This window comes from Neisseria meningitidis (genome assembly GCF_022869645.1).
Taxonomy (GTDB): domain Bacteria; phylum Pseudomonadota; class Gammaproteobacteria; order Burkholderiales; family Neisseriaceae; genus Neisseria; species Neisseria meningitidis.
On sequence record NZ_CP064367.1, the window covers coordinates 2,068,091 to 2,085,618 of the forward strand.

Here is a 17,528-nt window from a genome sequence, read left to right on the forward strand (position 1 = left end):
AACGGATTTTCTCAAAACTTGAAACACAACGCCTTAAAAAACAAGAAAAATGACGTCTGAAAAGCAAACGGCGGCGGTAACGGGCAAACCATCAATCAAAAATCTAAGGAATGCAGAATGACCACGGAAAACCAAGCCGGCAGTCCGGCATCCGGAATCGGCACGTCCGAACAAACAAAAGCCGCGCCGAAAGCAAAAAAAACATTCGATCCGCGAGCCAGCGTGATTCAAATCCATCCCGAAGGCGAACGCATCCATCCGAAAAAGGCGGAAGGACGGTTCGCCAAACTCCGTATCGCCGCCGTATTGGCGACGCAGTTTGTGTTTTACGTCATTCCGTGGTTCAACTGGAGCGGCAGGCAGGCCGTCGTTTTCAATATCCCCGAACGGCATTTCTTCATTTTCGGATTGTCGTTGGGGGTGGGCGATTTGATTTACCTTGCCTTGCTGCTGATGATTTGCGCCTTCGGGCTGTTTTGGTGGACGACGATTGCTGGGCGACTGTGGTGCGGCTATTCCTGCCCGCAAACGGTTTACACCGAAATTATGCTGTGGATCGACAACCTGGTCGAAGGCGATAGAAACAAACGGCTGAAACTGGAAAAATCGCCGTGGAATTTCACTAAAATCCGCATCAAAGCCACCAAATACCTGCTGATTTTCCTTGTCTGCGCGTGGACGGGCATCACGTTTGCAGGCTGGTTTGTCCCTATCCGCCAGTTCGTTCCCGATTTATTCACTGGAGCAGCAGGCGGCGGCGCGATGTTTGCCACAGCGTTTTACGGCTTTATGACCTTCTTCTTCGCCCACATTATGCGCGAAAAAGTATGCCTGCATATGTGTCCGTATGCACGTTTCCAAAGCGCGATGTTCGACAAGGACACGCTGATTGTTTCTTATGACGCGGAACGCGGCGAACCGCGCGGCGCGCGCAAGAAAACGGTCAATAAGGAAGAGGCGGGTTTGGGCGACTGCATCAACTGTGCGATGTGCGTCCAAGTCTGCCCCGTCGGCATCGACATCCGCAACGGTCTGCAATACCAATGTATCGGCTGCGCCGCCTGTATCGACGCGTGCGATGAGATTATGGACAAAATGGGCTATCCGCGCGGATTAATCCGTTATACGACCGAAAGCGCGTTGGAACACGAATATTCCGAAAAAGACATTAAAAAACGGCTGCTCAGACCGCGCGTGGCAGGTTACGGCGCGGTGTTGGCAGTGGTTATCGCCGCCTTTTTGGTCGGTTTGTCCACGCGCAAAATGGTCGAAGTCGATATTTTGAAAGACCGTGGCGTACTGGTGCGCGAAAACGCCAAAGGCTGGCTGGAAAACGCATACAGCCTGCGTATCATCAACAACAGCGAAAAAGAACAGCTGATTACCGCAAGTGTCAAAGGCTTTGACGAAATCGCCCTGACCGGGCTGCCCGAAGGCGGTATCAAGGTTGCCCCGCGCGAAACGGTAACCCTTCCCGTCCAAGTGTCCACCATTCCGGAATACGCGGACAAAGGCAGCCACCCTATCGAATTTACCTTCCAATACCGCGAAAGCGGCGCGCCCGACGGCAAGCCGGTCGTCTTGGAAGAAGATGCAACCTTTATCGGAGAATAACCGTGTCTCAAAACACTCCAATCAAACCTTGGTACAAACACGTCTGGCCGTGGATCTTGATGGCGGGGCCGATTTTTGTCGTCATCGCCAGCGTCGCTATGTTTTTTGTCGCGCAGCAGCACGCGACAGATTTGGTTACGGACGATTATTATAAAGACGGCAAACATATCGACATCCAGCTTCATCGGGATGAAGAAGCCGTCAGACGGCATATCGGGGTGCAGGTTCTCATTTCCCCCGATATGAATGCGGCAAAAGTGTTTGTCGGCGGCGAGTTTGACGGCAAACAGCCTTTGAACCTGCTGCTGATGCACCCGACCCGCAAGGCGGACGATCAAACCGTCGCCCTCAAGCCCGTCGGCAGCGCGCAGAACGGCAGGGCGGAATATGAGGCGGTGTTCAAAACCCTTTCGCCGACCAACCACTGGTATGTGCGCGTGGAGGACGCGGCAGGCGTGTGGCGCGTCGAGAACAAATGGATTACCAGCCAAGGCAATGCGGTGGATCTGACCCCGATGGATAAACTTTTCAATAATGCCGGAAGCAAATAAAAAAGCCGTGTTTTCATTGCATTGGTTTGCCAGATGCAATGTCGGGCAGGCATTGTTTGATTATTCGGCGTGATGGTCTGATTTATCGGACGAAAATAAATGTATCTTATCCCGTTTATTTTTTAACACCATTCCGAAATGCAGCCTGAAAAATGCCGTCTGAAGGGCTTCAGACGGCATTTGTGTTGTATGCCCGACACAATGCGGAAGGCGTTTTGTTTACATAAAAACGTTTTTATTTCTCTCCGTTTTTTCGACACTATTCCGAAACGCAGCCTGAAAAATGCCGTCTGAAAGGCTTCAGACGGCATTTTGTTTGCAAATCAAATCCTACCTGATGTCAGCGTCCGAGCGTTGCAACAGGTTCGCTCCCCGTCAGCAGATATTGTATCGTCTCGCGGACGGTGCGGATGGCATTGCCGAAGGGCAGCGGGTCTTTACCTCTGAAGAACAGGCCTTTATCTACTTCTCCACGGAATGCGGCGGCAAGCTGGATATCAATGCAGAATTGTCCGGCTTTGGAAAGCCCGTCGCGCAGACCGCAACTGGTTAGGCAGTTTAAACCTTGGGTACAGCGGCGCGGGTCGGCTTTGGCGTTTGTCTGAAGTTTGCTTTCACGCTTGATGTAGCTGTCTAGGAATTTGGTGCGGACACCGCGCGCCGGCAAACCGGCAACAGACATAAATTCGACTACTTTTTCAGTTTCCGCACCGGCGAGCGTTTTTTTGAAGTTAAGGTGTGCATCTCCTTCTTCGGTAACGGCAAAAGCCGTACCGATTTGAACGGCGGATGCTCCCCAGTTCTTTAGGGCGGTTTTGACTTTTTCAAAATTTGCCATGCCTCCCGCAAGAATAAGCGGGATTTTTTCGCTTTCCAGCCCTAAACTTTTGAAAACTTCAAACGTTTCCTCAATCACGCGTTTGAAGTCGAACTTGGCATCGTTTACGCCTTCAACGGTTGATGCACCCAAATGTCCGGCCGCGTGGGCAGGATGTTCGACTACAATCGCATCGGGCAATATGCCTTTTTTCATCCAACGTTTCAAGACGATATTAATACCGCGCGATTCGGACAGAATCGGCAGCAGCGCGACATCTTTATGATAGCCCTCGGTCATTTCCGGCAGGTCTAAAGGCAGACCGGCACCCATTACAACCGCATCCGCCCCTGATTCGCAAGCCTGGCGGACATACGCGGCGTGGTCTTTGACCGCCTTCATCACGTTGACCGCAATCAGTCCTTTTCCCTCTGAAGCGCTTTTGGCTTTTTGGATTTCCCTGTCTAATGCGGTACAGTTCAAAGATGTATATTTCTCTTCACTCGGATTGATTTGTGATTCGGCGAGTAGGTCTTCGTGAAGGTGGCGCAAATCCACACTGGCAATCGTTCCGATACCGTTTTCACGTGCCACCGCGCTGGATAAACCCGATGCGGAAACACCGACCCCCATACCGCCTTGCACGATGGGGGTAAGGGATTTTCCACGAATAACCAAAGGGTCAAAAATATTCTGCATCAGTTTCTCCGAGTGTACGAATCAGTCAGGCTCATGAAAAATGGTTCTAACTGTTTTAGAACTATTGCTCAAATTTGGTATTATACTCTAAATATCGCGGCGGTAAACAAGAAAGCAGCCGGAGCTTCGGGCATATTCTGTTACGCCTGTTTCAATCGGGAGAGAAAATATTATAGTGAATTAACAAAAATCAGGACAAGGCGACGAAGCCGCAGACAGTACAAATAGTACGGAAAGGCGAGGCAACGCCGTACTGGTTTAAAGTTAATCCACTATAAATTTGATGATGGCATAAAAAAGCCCTAGTCAGTTGCTGTCAAAGGGGATTGTTAAGAAAAGTAATGCCACGTTGATGGGGTGCAATATATCAGGCGTTTCAATCGGGTAAAATGTTGGACGGACACCGCATCCGGTTACGTGATATCGGTTTGCACGGCAAAGGTTTGAATATGATTCGATTACGTCTGAGAGTCTGATGAAGGGGGGTAAAGATATGGTAACGAGTTGTCGAGGTAATAAGAAATCCCCGAGGGATAATCTCAGGGATTGGGAATTTGGCACGCCCACGGGGAATCGAACCCCGGTTACCGCCGTGAAAGGGCGATGTCCTAACCGCTAGACGATGGGCGCATATTGTATTTTCTTACTGGCGCACCCGGAGCGATTCGAACGCCCGACCCTCTGGTTCGTAGCCAGATACTCTATCCAACTGAGCTACGGGTGCACTGCAAGAAAGATTTGAATTTTAGGGTAATCATCGGATTCTGTCAATTGTTTTGTTGGATGAAATGCCTTAAAAGTGTAAAATATCGGTTTGTTGTTTGAATTTAAAGAGAATAAAATGATTGTTGCTTCCCGCTGGCCCTTGCTGGAAAAGGTATTTTTACGGTTTGGAATGCCTGTTGCCGTGGTCGATTTGGAATCGACGGGCGGCAATCTGTATGAAGACAGGGTAACCGAAGTGGCTTTGGTCAAGTTTGAGCAGGGAAGGGTGGTGAGGCATGAGTGGTTGGTTAATCCTCAAAAACCGATTCCGCAGTTTGTGGCGGGGCTGACGGGGATTTCAGACGGCATGGTTGCCGATGCGCCTGTTTTTGCAGAGATTGCCGGCGAGTTGTTTTCGGTATTGAAGGGTTGTGTGCTGGTTGCACATAACAGCCGTTTCGACTATACGTTTTTAAAGCATGAGTTTCATCGTGCGGGCATCGGGTTTTCATCGCCTGCTTTGTGCAGTGTGCAACTGTCCCGGTGTCTGTATCCGCAATTTTACAAGCACAGCCTGGACAGTATCATCGAAAGGTTGGGGATTGTTGTAGAAGACAGGCATCGTGCGATGGCGGATGTGTCGGCATTGTGTGATTATTTGGAATACAGTTTGTCGGAACATGGGGTTGAGGCATGGATCAGGCAGTGTTTCCGTTTGATGAATCCGAAACCGCTGCCTGCCGCGCTGCCCGAACGGTTGAGGGAACAGTTGTACGGTTTGCCTGACGGTATGGGGGTGCTGGCTTGTTTCGACGGCGGAGGGAAAGTAAATTACATCGGTACGTTTGAACGGGTATATAGCGAGGTTTCGGCTTTATTGGATTCCGGAAAAGCCCCGTTTGATTGGTGCAATACGGAGGAAGTCCGTTTTTTTCCTGCATTGGGCAGCCTGCATGCATATAAGATTAAAGCGGAATTGGTCGGACGTTATCATTCGGGTTGTTATGTATCTGCCAAAAATCTGCTTAAAACATTTACGACCGTCAGGTTTGAAAAAGGTTCAGACGGCATGTTGAATGCGAAAACAGCGGCTTTGAAAAACGGTGTGACGGATAATCCGCCTACCGGATTATTTGCCAATAAAAAGGCGGCGAGACGGGCTTTGTCGTCGTGGGCGGAAACATACGGATTGTGTCCTGCCTCAGCCGGTATCCTTCCGGACGGTTATGCAGAGGATGAGCCTTGTCCCGTATATGTTTCAGGCCGATGCGATAAGGCGTGCGGCCGTTCTGACGAACAGGTTTTGGCGTTTGCACACAAGTTGCCTATTTTGGATTGGGGAAAAATGCATGAGGTAGAAATTACCGAAACTGATCCTTTAACGGGGGAAAAAGTTGTTCTGCATGGAATGGGCGGCGCATTGGAAATGGGTGACGGGCTTTGGTATTTCGATAAAGATTTACCGGATGCGTTTAAGGCGAAGTTTAAAACGGACAGGAAAAATATTAAGGAAATCGGTTAAATCGATACCGGTTGATGAAAGCCGGTAAGTATGTAAACAGCCGTTCGTATTGATTGCCTAATCGGTTTGGGTTGGAATGTGTTGCCGTTTGCAGGTAATGTGTCCGAAGATGCCGTCTGAATTTTTTCAGACGGCATTTTTGCCGACGCGGTTTTCGTGCCGTGTCGGTTTGACCGTCCATCCGAAGGCATCGGACAAGCAGGGTGGTTTTTAGAAGCCGTTTTCCATCATGATTTGACCGGGAATGCGGTTGCGGTGCATGGCGTAACCCATGTCAAGCAGCGTTTGGAAAGTATCTTTGACCATTTCCGGGTTGCCGCAAATCATAAACCGTGTGGATTCCGGGGTGAACTTGGTATGCAGCGCCTGTTCGATGCTGCTGTTTTTTAAGAGTTCCGGAATGCGTTTTCCGCTTAAGCCCGAGGGGTTGGCGGCACGGGTGGTAACAGGGACGAAATGGAACGAGTGTCTGTATTCGCCTACCAGGGGATGTTCGGACAATGCGGCGAGCCGGTCGTTGAAAATCAATTCTTCGGGAAAAGATACGGAATGTATCAGGTTGACGGTATCGAAACGCTGTCGGATTTCAGGTTGTTCGAGAATGGAAAGGAAGGGGGCGATGCCGGAGCCGGTGCAGAGCATCACCAAATCCTTGCCGTCGGGGAAGCGTTCGGGCAGGAGGAAGCCGGTGGCATTTTTATCGAGCAGGATGGTGTCGCCCTGTTGCATTTTGGCGAAACGGGCCGACATGGGGCCGTCTTGGATGAGTACGGCAAAATATTCGAGCGTGTCTGCATATTCTGCGGAAACGATGGAGTAGGCACGCCAAATAAAGCCTTCCCCTTCGTAGAAACCGAGTCGGGAGAACTGTCCGGCTTTAAAACGGTAGGATTCGGGACGGCTGATGGCGAAAGTGATGAGTTTCGGCGTGTGGTGTTTGACCCACAAAATCTTTTCTTCAGTGAATTTTGCTTCGGGCGAGGCTGCCATGTTGTTGTCCTTGAGTGTGTTTGTCGGGATTATAGCCAATTTGGGTGTTTTTTTCCGCATTGACGATCTGTATTTAAATTCGGATATTTTTCAATACAATATTATCGTTTTTTGAAATAAACGGTAAGGAGCAGTTTGTTTTTTGTCAAAATGGGAATACAATCCCATCTATAAATTTAATTGAGAATTACTTTTTTTCAATTAATATAAAAAATCAAAACAGTTGTGAGGGCCTTTGGACGATTTGCACACTTGCATATTACAGAGGTCTCTATGAATCAAAATCATTTTTCACTTAAAATTCTGACCGTTATGCTGTTATCGGCTTACGGTGGTTCTTTTGCAGACGGTGTTGTGCCTGTTTCAGACGGCAATACCGTCAGTTTGGATACGGTCAATGTACGCGGCTCTCATGCTCTGTCGGGCAAGACCGAGAAGACCCGTTCTTATACGATAGATCGGATGTCCACCGCCACAGGTATGAGGATTGCGGGCAAGGATACGCCGCAGTCGGTCAGCGTCATCACGCGCAGCCGCCTTGACGATAAGGCGGTGCATACGCTTGAAGAGGCAATGAAAAACACGACGGGTGTCAACGTTGTGCGCGATTCAGGCTTGCAGACGCGGTTTTTGTCACGCGGTTTCTATATTGATCAGATTGGTGAAGACGGTATTACCGTCAATGTTGCAGGCCGTTCGGGATATACGGCGAAAATCGACGTGTCTCCGAGTACCGATTTGGCGGTTTATGACCATATTGAAGTTGTACGGGGTGCAACGGGGTTGACCCAATCCAATTCAGAGCCGGGTGGAACCGTCAATTTGATCCGTAAGCGACCTACCGCTTCTTTCAAACATACCGGAGAGCTGACCGCCGACCATCGCGGCAGCCGGCGTGCAGTGTTGGATGTTTCAGGCAGCCTGAATAAGGCGAATACCTTACGCGGAAGGTTGGTGGGTGCGGAAGAGTATAAAAAATCGTTTAAAGACCGCGTTTGGGGCAGGAAACATATGGTTTACGGCATTGCCGAAGCCGATGCGGGCGACAGCAGTGTGCTTACTTTGGGCGGCATGTATCAGAAGAGTAGGGAGGTTCCTGATTTTTCGGGCATTATTTTGTCCTGTGAAAATCAGAAAACTGCCCCGTTCAGTTCAACGCCTGCCTGCAACCGGCCTTTGCAACTGCCGCGCAACACTTATTTGGGGGAGGATTGGTCGCGGTTGAGTGCTGACAAATACAACCTTTTCTCAGGTTTCAAACATGTGTTTGACAACGGTTGGCAGCTCAATGCCGAAGTGTCTTATACCAAGAATGAATCCGATGCGAAGGTGGGGCAGTTTTTTCTGAAAAACGAACATGCGGCGGGTTTGTCAGATGAGGATGCGGTAGGCTTTTTGACCGAAAAAAACGAAGTCATCCCGTTCGAGCCGAAAGATAAGGCATTGGAGAAACTGAAAGCATATCGTGACGAAACCGCCAAGGAATACCGTGAGCGCAAAGACGATTTTGTTAAAAACCGTTTCGATAATACTGCTTTCGAGCAGTACCGCAGCCGCCGTGCCGCAGAACGCAAAGCCGGTTTTGACGAGTGTATGAGTGCCCCTTTTGCGCTGGACTTTATCTGTCAAGGTTCTTGGGGGGATCCGGGTGTTGATGCCGACAAGTCGGAATTTGTCGATAAAGCCCTTGCGAAGGAAGGCATCTTTAATAATGCGGCACAACGTTTTCCAAACAGCCTGTATGACTCTTCCTTTAATCGGAAGGCTACCGCCAACCGACGATACAGTTATATGCCGTTGCGGCATACCAAAGACGACCGCCAATGGGGAATTAAACTTGACCTGACCGGCACATATGGGCTGTTCGGGCGGGAGCATGATTTCTTTGTCGGCTATGCCTACGGCGATGAAAAGATACGTTCCGAATATCTGGAAATCTACGAACGCCGCCACAGAGTACGTCCGAATACAGGGGCAACGCACGGCGTGTATGCGGGAAGTTGTCAGGGGAGCCGGACGGTGATTTGTCTTCTCCTTTGGTCAGGGGGCATAAAGAACCCGATTGGCAGGCGTACGATGAAAAAGGCAACCGTACCGTTTATGCCGAAGAATGCAGGAATGCCAAGAAAATAAAAACCGAGCCCAAGCTCGATGCCGAAGGCAAGCAGGTGTATTACTATGACGAATACAGCGGCAGCCGGACGCCAGTATATGTCGATGTATATGAGCTGGACGAAAAAGGCAACAAGATTCAGGAGACCAATCCCGACGGCTCGCCTGTCTTTACCGGTTTTTCCGGTACGGTGCCGGTTTGGAAAACTGTTAAAGTGGCCGATGACCATGTTCCTGCGCTGTATAACTACGCCAAATACCTCAACACCAACAAAACCCATTCGCTGACTGCCAGCACGCGTTTCAACGTAACCGGCCGACTGCACCTTTTGGGCGGGCTGCACTACACGCGCTATGAAACCTCGCAAACCAAAGATATGCCTGTCCGCTATGGGCAGCCGGCAAGCGATTTTCAGACGGCATCGAGCATTAAGGCGGATCAGGACCATTATACGGCCAAGATGCAAGGTCATAAATTGACGCCCTATGCAGGCATTACCTATGATTTGACACCGCAACAGAGTATTTACGGAAGTTATACCAAAATCTTCAAACAGCAGGATAATGTCGATGTCAGTGCCAAAACCGTTTTACCGCCTTTGGTCGGCACAAACTATGAGGTAGGCTGGAAAGGCGCGTTCTTGCAAGGACGGCTGAATGCTTCGTTCGCATTGTTTTACCTCGAACAGAAAAACCGCACGGTCGTCGATTTTGGCTATGTTCCCGGAGCAGGCGGCAAGCAGGGGTCGTTCCAAACCGTTGCCAAACCGATAGGCAAAGTGGTCAGCAGGGGTGCGGAATTCGAGTTGTCGGGTGAGTTGAACGAAGATTGGAAAGTCTTTGCGGGTTACACCTACAACAAGAGCCGCTACAAAAACGCCGCCGAAGTCAACGCCGAACGCCTCGCCAAAAACACAGGCGCAGACCCGTACAACTTCAGCAATTTCACACCCGTGCACATATTCCGTTTCGGAACGAGCTTCCATATACCGAATACGGGGCTGACCGTCGGCGGCGGCGTGTCCGCACAAAGCGGCACAAGCAGTCTGTATAACATCAGGCAGGGCGGCTACGGGCTGATAGACGGTTTCGTCCGTTACGAATTGGGCAAACACGCTAAATTGAGCCTCATCGGTACGAACTTAAACGGACGCACTTATTTTGAGAACAACTACAACCGTACGCGCGGCGCAAACAACTTCTATGGAGAGCCGCGCACTGTCAGCATGAAACTGGATTGGCAGTTTTAATTGGAAACCGTAGTTTTGCGGATGCCGTCTGAAACAGGGTATGTTTCAGACGGCATTTTTATGGAGGCAGGTCTATCGGGGCGTATATAGTGGATTAACAAAAATCAGGACAAGGCGACGAAGCCGCAGACAGTACAAATAGTACGGCAAGGCGAGGCAACGCCGTACTGGTTTAAATTTAATCCACTATATTTGGAATTTGCCCGATGCCGGCAGTAGAATATCCTTTTTATCCTCAGCAGAGCCGATGTCTTCACGCAAAATCATCCACATCGACATGGACGCATTCTACGCATCGGTAGAGCTGCGCGAACAGCCGCATTTGAAAGGGCGGCCGGTGGTCGTCGCGTGGGAGGGCGCGCGTTCGGTGATTTGCGCCGCATCGTATGAGGCACGGCAGTTCGGGCTGCATTCCGCGATGTCGGTGGCAACGGCGAAAAGGCTGTGTCCGCAAGCGGTGTATGTGCCGCCGCATTTCGATTTGTATCGTCAGGTTTCCGCGCAGATTCATGCCGTATTCAGGCGTTATACCGATTTAATCGAACCCCTGTCGCTGGACGAAGCCTATCTTGACGTTACCCGTAATTTCAAAAACATCCCTTACGCCAGCGAAGTTGCCAAAGAAATCCGTGCCGCCATTTTTGCGGAAACGGGTTTGACCGCATCCGCGGGCATCGCGCCGAACAAATTTCTGGCGAAAATCGCGTCGGACTGGCGCAAGCCGAACGGGCAGTTTGTGTTGCCGCCGCACAAAGTCATGGCATTTTTGGAAACCCTGCCTTTGGGCAAAATCCCCGGAGTGGGCAAGGTAACGCTGAAAAAAATGCAGTCGCTGGGTATGCAGACGGCGGGTGATTTGCGCCGTTTCGAGCGCGGCGAGCTCTTAAACCATTTCGGACGCTACGGCTACCGCCTCTATGATTTGGCGCGCGGTACGGACGAACGCCCCGTCAAAGCCGAACGCGAACGTCTCCAAATCTCCACAGAAATCACCCTGCCCGAAGACCTGCCGCTCGAGCAGGCTGCCGGACACTTGCCCCATCTTGCCGAAGACTTGTGGCGGCAAATCACGCGTAAAAACGTCGAAGCCCAAAGTGTAACGCTCAAGCTGAAGACCTACGATTTCCGCATCATCACGCGCACGCTGACTTATTCCTCCGTATTGCCCGACTGCACAGCTCTGCTGCAGGCTGCGCAAATGTTGATGGCGCGCGTCCCGCCGCAGACGGAAGACGCGTTCCGCCTCATCGGTATCGGCGTGGGGCATCTTGTGCCGAAAAACCAGCAGCAGGATTTGTGGGCGTAAACCGCTTTACGCGCGCCGTCCAAAAAATATGCCGTCTGAAGCCTTCAGACGGCATTGCGGCTCCGGTTTAATCCGCCGCGCCGCTTTTTTTTAGGTTGTCGAGCCTTCCGATTATATCGGCAAGGTTGCGTCTGCCTTCTTCTTTGCTGACAATCGGCTCGCCGCCTTTGCGACCCAGGATTTTCAAATCTTCCTGCGGCATTTCGTCTATGAATCGGCTGGGTTCGGGGAACTGCCATGTGCCTTGTTTTTTGCGTTTGACGCAGTGGGTCAGTGTGAGTTGGCGTTTGGCGCGGGTGATGCCGACGTACATCAGGCGGCGTTCTTCTTCGACGTTGCCTTCTTCGATGCTGTCGTTGTGCGGCAAAACGCCTTCTTCGCAACCGACAAGGAAAACATACGGATACTCCAAACCTTTGGCGGCGTGTAGCGTGGATAGCGAGACGGCATCGGTTTCTTCTTCGTCTTTTCCTTCCAAAAGCGTCATCAAGGCGACGGTTTGGGCGAGTTCGATGATGTTTTTGCCGTCTTCCCCGCCTTTTCGCGCAAACCATGATACCAAATCGCCGACGTTGCGCCATTTGATTTCGCCAGCTTTGCCTTCTTCACTGGCAAGCAGGTGGTTTTCATAGTCGATTTCTTCGAGCAGGCTGTTGATGAACTCGCCCGCTTCGCCGGTTTCGGCTTTGGCACGGTAACTGCCGAACATATCCATAAAGGCTTGCAGGTGTTGGCGGTTGGTATTGTTCAGCGTGGCGAGGGCTTCTTCGTTTTGCGCGGCTTCATACAGGCTGCATTCGTGTTCGTGCGCGTAAGTGTTGAGCTTGCCCAGCGTTACATCGCCGATGCCGCGTTTGGGCGTGGTAACGGCACGCAGAAAGGCGGGATCGTCGTTGGGGTTGGCAAGCAGCCGCACATAAGACAACACGTCTTTGATTTCGGCTTTGTCGAAAAAGCTTTGTCCGCCGGAGAGACGGTAGGGGATGCGCGCGCCGCGCAATGCTTCCTCGAAAATCCTCGCCTGATGCTTTCCGCGGTATAACACGGCGAAATCGGCATATTGGGTTTTGTCGCCGCCGATGAGTTTTTGTTTGACGATTTGGCTGACGACCCAGTCGGCTTCGTGCTGCTCGTTTTGGCAGGCAACGACTTTGACGGGCTCGCCTTCGCCCAATTTCGACCAAAGTTTTTTGGTGAACAGCTTGGGGTTGTTCTCGATGACTTTGTTGGCGATTTTGAGAATCCGCGCGGTGGAGCGGTAGTTTTGCTCCAGTTTGATGACCTTCATCTGCGGATAGTTTTCCTGCATTTTGCGCAGGTTTTCCATGTTCGCGCCGCGCCATGCGTAGATGGACTGGTCGTCGTCGCCGACGGCGGTAAACATACCTTCCGCGCCGGTCAGAAGTTTCATCAACGTAAATTGGCAGGTATTCGTATCTTGGCATTCGTCAACCAGCAGATAACGCAGCCGCCGCTGCCATTTGTTGCGCACTTCGCTGTTTTGCTGCAACAGCACGGCAGGCAGGCGGATCAAGTCGTCGAAGTCCACTGCCTGATAGCTTTGTAAGGTTTCCTGATAGCTCGCATACACGCGTGCGGTTTGTTGTTCCCAAATGTTCGATGCCGTCTGAACGACATCTTCAGGCGTTTTTAAATCGTTTTTCCACAAGGAAATCTGGTGCTGCGCCTTGAATACGGCTTCTTTGCCCGTACCGCCTAAGAGTTCGCCGATGATTTTCGCGCTGTCGGTAGAATCGAGAATGGAGAAGTTTTTTTTGTAACCGATATGGTTCGCCTCTTCGCGCAGAATCTTCATGCCCAAAGAGTGGAACGTGCAAATCGTCAGCCCGCGCGTTTGCGGTTTGGGCAGCATTTTGGCAACGCGCTCCTGCATTTCCGCAGCGGCTTTGTTGGTAAAGGTAATTGCGGCAACGGTATGCGGCAGGTAGCCGACATTGACAATCAAATGCTTAATTTTTTGAGTAATCACGCCGGTTTTGCCGCTGCCTGCACCGGCAAGGACGAGCAGTGGGCCGCCGAGGTAGCGGACGGCTTCGAGCTGTTGGGGATTGAGTTTCATCATGTTTTGATGCCGTCTGAAATCAGTCTGCGCCGCTTTCGAGACAGTCGAGTGCCGCACGGAGGGCGGATACGCCGATTTGCCCCGGCGCGGAGTTTTGCGTTCCCGAACCGAACGTGATGCTTGAGCCGAACACCTGTCCGGCAAGGCGGCTGACCGCACCCGTCTGCCCCATCGACATCGTAACAACCGGTTTGGCGGCAAGCCGTTTCGCTTCGAGCGTGGCGGAAAGCAAAGTCAGCACATCTTCCGCGCTTTGCGGCATCACCGCAATTTTGCAGATGTCCGCGCCGCAGTCCTCCATCTGTTTCAGACGGCATACGATTTCTTCTTGCGGCGGCGTGCGGTGAAACTCATGATTGCAGAGCAGGGCGGCGATGCCGTTTTTTTGAGCATTTGCCACGGCGCGCCGGACGGCGGTTTCGCCGGCAAACAGCTCGATGTCGATGATGTCGGGCAGGCGGCTTTCGATCAGCGCGTCGAGCAGTTCAAAATAATAACCGTCCGAACACGGGAACGAGCCGCCTTCGCCATGCCGTCTGAACGTAAACAGCAGCGGCTTGTCGGGCAGCGCGTCGCGGACGGTCTGCGTGTGGCGCAATACTTCGCCGATGCTGCCCGCGCATTCCAAAAAATCGGCGCGGAACTCGACGATATCGAAGGGCAGGTTTTTGATTTGGTCAAGTACGGCGGAAAGTACGGCGGCATCGCGGGCGACAAGCGGCACGGCGATTTTGGTGCGTCCGCTTCCGATAACGGTATTTTTGACAACAAGGCAGGAACACATAAAACAGGCACATACAGAAAAAACAGCCGCCATTATAACAAAGCCGGCCGCCTTTTAGACGGCATCCAGATTCCATTCCGGCACAAGCCGCCGCGTCCTGCCGCATATCGGCAAGCAAGGAAATATGCGATAATGGCAACCCCGTGAAGCAGCATTACCGATAGCCCGCACATCGGGAAAACGATACACATCCCGCGCCGCAGCCCGTGTTGCGCCGCATCCCACATACCGCATTTGTTCCGGAGTAACCCCAATGTCAGACGACAAAAGCAAAGCCCTTGCCGCCGCACTGGCGCAAATCGAAAAAAGTTTCGGCAAAGGCGCCATCATGAAAATGGACGGCAGCCAGCAGGAAGAAAACCTCGAAGTCATTTCCACCGGATCGCTCGGATTAGACCTCGCCCTCGGAGTCGGCGGTCTGCCGCGCGGGCGCATCGTCGAAATCTTCGGCCCCGAATCCTCCGGCAAAACCACCCTCTGCCTCGAAGCCGTCGCCCAATGCCAGAAAAACGGCGGCGTGTGCGCCTTTGTCGATGCCGAACACGCCTTCGATCCCGTTTACGCCCGCAAACTCGGCGTAAAAGTCGAAGAGCTTTACCTGTCCCAGCCCGATACCGGCGAACAGGCTTTGGAAATCTGCGACACACTCGTCCGTTCGGGCGGCATAGATATGGTAGTCGTCGATTCCGTAGCCGCACTCGTCCCCAAAGCCGAAATCGAAGGCGATATGGGGGACAGCCATGTCGGACTGCAGGCGCGCCTGATGAGTCAGGCTTTGCGCAAACTGACCGGACACATCAAAAAAACCAACACGCTGGTTGTGTTCATCAACCAAATCCGGATGAAGATCGGCGTAATGTTCGGCAGCCCCGAAACCACCACCGGCGGCAACGCGCTGAAATTCTATTCTTCCGTCCGCCTCGACATCCGCCGCACCGGATCCATCAAAAAAGGCGAAGAGGTATTGGGCAACGAAACCCGCGTCAAAGTCATCAAAAACAAAGTCGCCCCCCCGTTCCGTCAGGCAGAGTTTGACATCCTCTACGGAGAAGGCATCAGTTGGGAAGGCGAATTGATCGACATCGGCGTGAAAAACGACATCATCAACAAATCCGGCGCGTGGTACAGCTACAACGGCGCGAAAATCGGTCAGGGCAAAGACAACGTCCGCGTCTGGCTGAAGGAAAATCCCGAAGTCGCCAATGAAATCGACGCAAAAATCCGCGCCCTCAACGGCGTAGAAATGCACATCACCGAAGGGACGCAGGACGAAACCGACGGCGAACGCCCCGAAGAATAAAACCTGAAATCCCGATAAACGGTACTTCTGCTGCGAAGTACCGTTTTTTTGAGCCGCCTCCGAACGGCTTGATTTGAGTTTTGGTATAGTGGATTAACAAAAATCAGGACAAGGCGACGAAGCCGCAGACAGTACAGATAGTACGGAACCGATTCACTTGGTGCTTCAGTACCTTAGAGAATCGTTCTCTTTGAGCTAAGGCGAGGCAACGCCGTACTGGTTTTTGTTAATCCACTATATTTTTGCCCGACGGGGTGAAAAATACAGTTGCTACAGCCCGACCTACGCCCGCTTTGCCTCTATCCTGCGCCCTTTTATGTGCAACACTTTGCACTTGCTGAACAAAATTCAAACGACCCTTTATATCAAATGCAAAAAATATGCCGTCATTCCCGCGAACGCGGGAATCCAGACCCCTCGGCACGGAAATTTATCGAGTAAAACGGTTTCTCAGATTCTACGTTCTAGATTCCCGCGTTCGCGGGAATGACGGTCGGGGGTTTCTGTTTTTTCCGATAGATTCCCGTGGTTTTTCGGTTACTGGATTCCCGCGTTCGCGGGAATGACGGTCGAGGGTTTCTGTTTTTCCGATAGATTCCTGTGGTTTTTCGGTTACTGGATTCCCGCGTTCGCGGGAATGACGGGGTGTAAGTTTCTGCTCCCACGAGGCTGGATTCCCGTTTTCACGGGAATGACGAAGTTTCAGACGGCATTTAAGCGGTACGGATGTGTAAATAATGGTAGGGTGGGCTTCAGCCTGCCGATTCCCATCGATTCTGCCGTTTTTACCGTTTCCGCCGAATCCTGCAAACTGATGCCGTCATTCCCGCGAAGGCGGGAATCCAGACCCCTCGGCACGGAAATTTATCGAGTAAAACGGTTTCTCAGATTCTACGTTCTAGATTCCCGCGTTCGCGGGAATGACGGTCGGGGGTTTCCGTTTTTTCCGATAGATTCCCGTGGTTTTTCGGTTACTAGATTCCCGCGTTCGCGGGAATGACGGCGGCGGGGGGTTCTGTTTTTTCCGATAGATTCCTGTGGTTTTTCGGTTACTGGATTCCCGCGTTCGCGGGAATGACGGGGTGTAAGTTTCTGCTCCCACGGGGCTGGATTCCCGTTTTCATGGGAATGACGAAATTTCAGACGGCATTTAAGCGGTACGGATGTGTAAATAATGGTAGGGTGGGCTTCAGCCTGCCGATTCCCGCTATTCTTGCCGTTTTTGCGTTCTTATCATTCTCACTGTTTTTACCGTTCACGCCGAATCCTGCAAACTGATGCCGTCATTCCCGCGAAGGCGGGAATCTAGACCCGTCGGCACGGAAATTTATCGAGTAAAACGGTTTCTTAGATTCTACGTTCTAGATTCCCGCCTGCGTGGGAATGACGGTCGGGTATCAGCGGAAGAAGTCGCCCACTCCGGGGGGTAGACCTTGCGTGAATGCGCCCATTGTTTTGTTTGCGGTTTCTTCGGCTTTGTCACGGGCGGATTTGAGGGCGGCGAGGATGAGGTCTTCGAGCATTTCTTTGTCGTCGGCGGCTTCTTGAATCAAATCGGGGCTGATGTCGATTTTGCGTACTTCGTGCGCGCAGGTCATTGTGATTTTGACCAAGCCGTTGCCTGCTTCGCCTTCGATTTCGGTTTCGGCAAGTTTGGCTTGCGCTTTTTTCATATTTTCCTGCATTTGCTGCGCCTGTTTCATCAGGCCGCCTAATCCGGCTTTTCCGAACATACTGAATACTCCTGTCTGTTTTGATTGAATAAGGGAAACGGCAATGCCGTCCGAAGGGTTCG

Annotated in this window: 10 protein-coding genes, 2 tRNA genes and 1 pseudogene; 6 read left to right on the forward strand and 7 right to left on the reverse strand. The window is 51.7% G+C overall.

From position 1 onward, the window contains the following. Window positions 1–117: 117 nt before the first annotated feature. Both ccoG and IUJ45_RS10450 read left to right on the forward strand, forming a co-directional pair. Window positions 118–1,614: a cytochrome c oxidase accessory protein CcoG gene (gene ccoG / locus IUJ45_RS10445; protein ID WP_002246273.1), complete on the forward strand. Its 1,497-nt coding sequence runs from the start codon at window positions 118–120 to the stop codon at window positions 1,612–1,614. Window positions 1,615–1,616: 2 nt separating this feature from the next. Further along, window positions 1,617–2,165 carry a FixH family protein gene (locus tag IUJ45_RS10450; RefSeq protein WP_002229645.1) on the forward strand — a complete coding sequence of 183 codons (549 nt, stop codon included), beginning with the start codon at window positions 1,617–1,619 and terminating at the stop codon, window positions 2,163–2,165. A 340-nt stretch (window positions 2,166–2,505) separates the two neighbouring features. Here IUJ45_RS10450 and IUJ45_RS10455 read toward each other — a convergent pair whose 3' ends face one another. The 3 genes from IUJ45_RS10455 to IUJ45_RS10465 form a co-directional block, all read right to left on the reverse strand. Further along, entirely contained in the window at window positions 2,506–3,681 is a 1,176-nt protein-coding gene (locus IUJ45_RS10455) for an NAD(P)H-dependent flavin oxidoreductase (RefSeq protein ID WP_002216908.1), read from the reverse strand. A gap of 555 nt (window positions 3,682–4,236) precedes the next feature. After that, window positions 4,237–4,311, reverse strand: a tRNA-Glu gene (locus IUJ45_RS10460). A gap of 17 nt (window positions 4,312–4,328) precedes the next feature. Beyond that, window positions 4,329–4,405 (reverse strand) — tRNA-Arg (locus tag IUJ45_RS10465). A 117-nt stretch (window positions 4,406–4,522) separates the two neighbouring features. Here IUJ45_RS10465 and IUJ45_RS10470 point away from each other — a divergent pair. Further along, window positions 4,523–5,908, forward strand: coding sequence for a 3'-5' exonuclease (locus tag IUJ45_RS10470; protein ID WP_002237173.1), 1,386 nt, complete (start codon window positions 4,523–4,525; stop codon window positions 5,906–5,908). A 210-nt stretch (window positions 5,909–6,118) separates the two neighbouring features. Here the strand turns inward: IUJ45_RS10470 and IUJ45_RS10475 are convergent, their stop codons facing one another. Further along, window positions 6,119–6,898: a ferredoxin--NADP reductase gene (locus IUJ45_RS10475; protein WP_002234046.1), complete on the reverse strand. Its 780-nt coding sequence runs from the start codon at window positions 6,896–6,898 to the stop codon at window positions 6,119–6,121. A 273-nt stretch (window positions 6,899–7,171) separates the two neighbouring features. On the opposite strand from IUJ45_RS10475, the pseudogene IUJ45_RS11095 reads away from it, so the two are divergent. Together IUJ45_RS11095 and dinB are read left to right on the forward strand one after the other, a co-directional pair. Next, a pseudogene (locus IUJ45_RS11095) lies at window positions 7,172–10,260 on the forward strand (TonB-dependent siderophore receptor). A 247-nt stretch (window positions 10,261–10,507) separates the two neighbouring features. Further along, window positions 10,508–11,566 carry a DNA polymerase IV gene (dinB, locus tag IUJ45_RS10490; RefSeq protein WP_002246272.1) on the forward strand — a complete coding sequence of 353 codons (1,059 nt, stop codon included), beginning with the start codon at window positions 10,508–10,510 and terminating at the stop codon, window positions 11,564–11,566. A gap of 67 nt (window positions 11,567–11,633) precedes the next feature. Here dinB and rep read toward each other — a convergent pair whose 3' ends face one another. Together rep and aroD are read right to left on the reverse strand one after the other, a co-directional pair. After that, window positions 11,634–13,649 carry a DNA helicase Rep gene (rep, locus tag IUJ45_RS10495; protein WP_002216921.1) on the reverse strand — a complete coding sequence of 672 codons (2,016 nt, stop codon included), beginning with the start codon at window positions 13,647–13,649 and terminating at the stop codon, window positions 11,634–11,636. A 19-nt stretch (window positions 13,650–13,668) separates the two neighbouring features. After that, window positions 13,669–14,433 (reverse strand): type I 3-dehydroquinate dehydratase, encoded by a 765-nt coding sequence (aroD, locus tag IUJ45_RS10500; protein WP_002249398.1) that lies wholly within the window; start codon window positions 14,431–14,433, stop codon window positions 13,669–13,671. Between the two features lie 253 nt (window positions 14,434–14,686). Between aroD and recA the strand changes: the two genes are divergently transcribed. After that, window positions 14,687–15,733 carry a recombinase RecA gene (gene recA, locus IUJ45_RS10505; RefSeq protein ID WP_002213013.1) on the forward strand — a complete coding sequence of 349 codons (1,047 nt, stop codon included), beginning with the start codon at window positions 14,687–14,689 and terminating at the stop codon, window positions 15,731–15,733. A 1,397-nt stretch (window positions 15,734–17,130) separates the two neighbouring features. Here the strand turns inward: recA and IUJ45_RS10510 are convergent. Beyond that, a complete protein-coding gene (locus IUJ45_RS10510) occupies window positions 17,131–17,466 on the reverse strand; it encodes a YbaB/EbfC family nucleoid-associated protein (RefSeq protein WP_002213018.1) in 336 nt (111 codons plus the stop codon). Window positions 17,467–17,528: the final 62 nt, after the last annotated feature.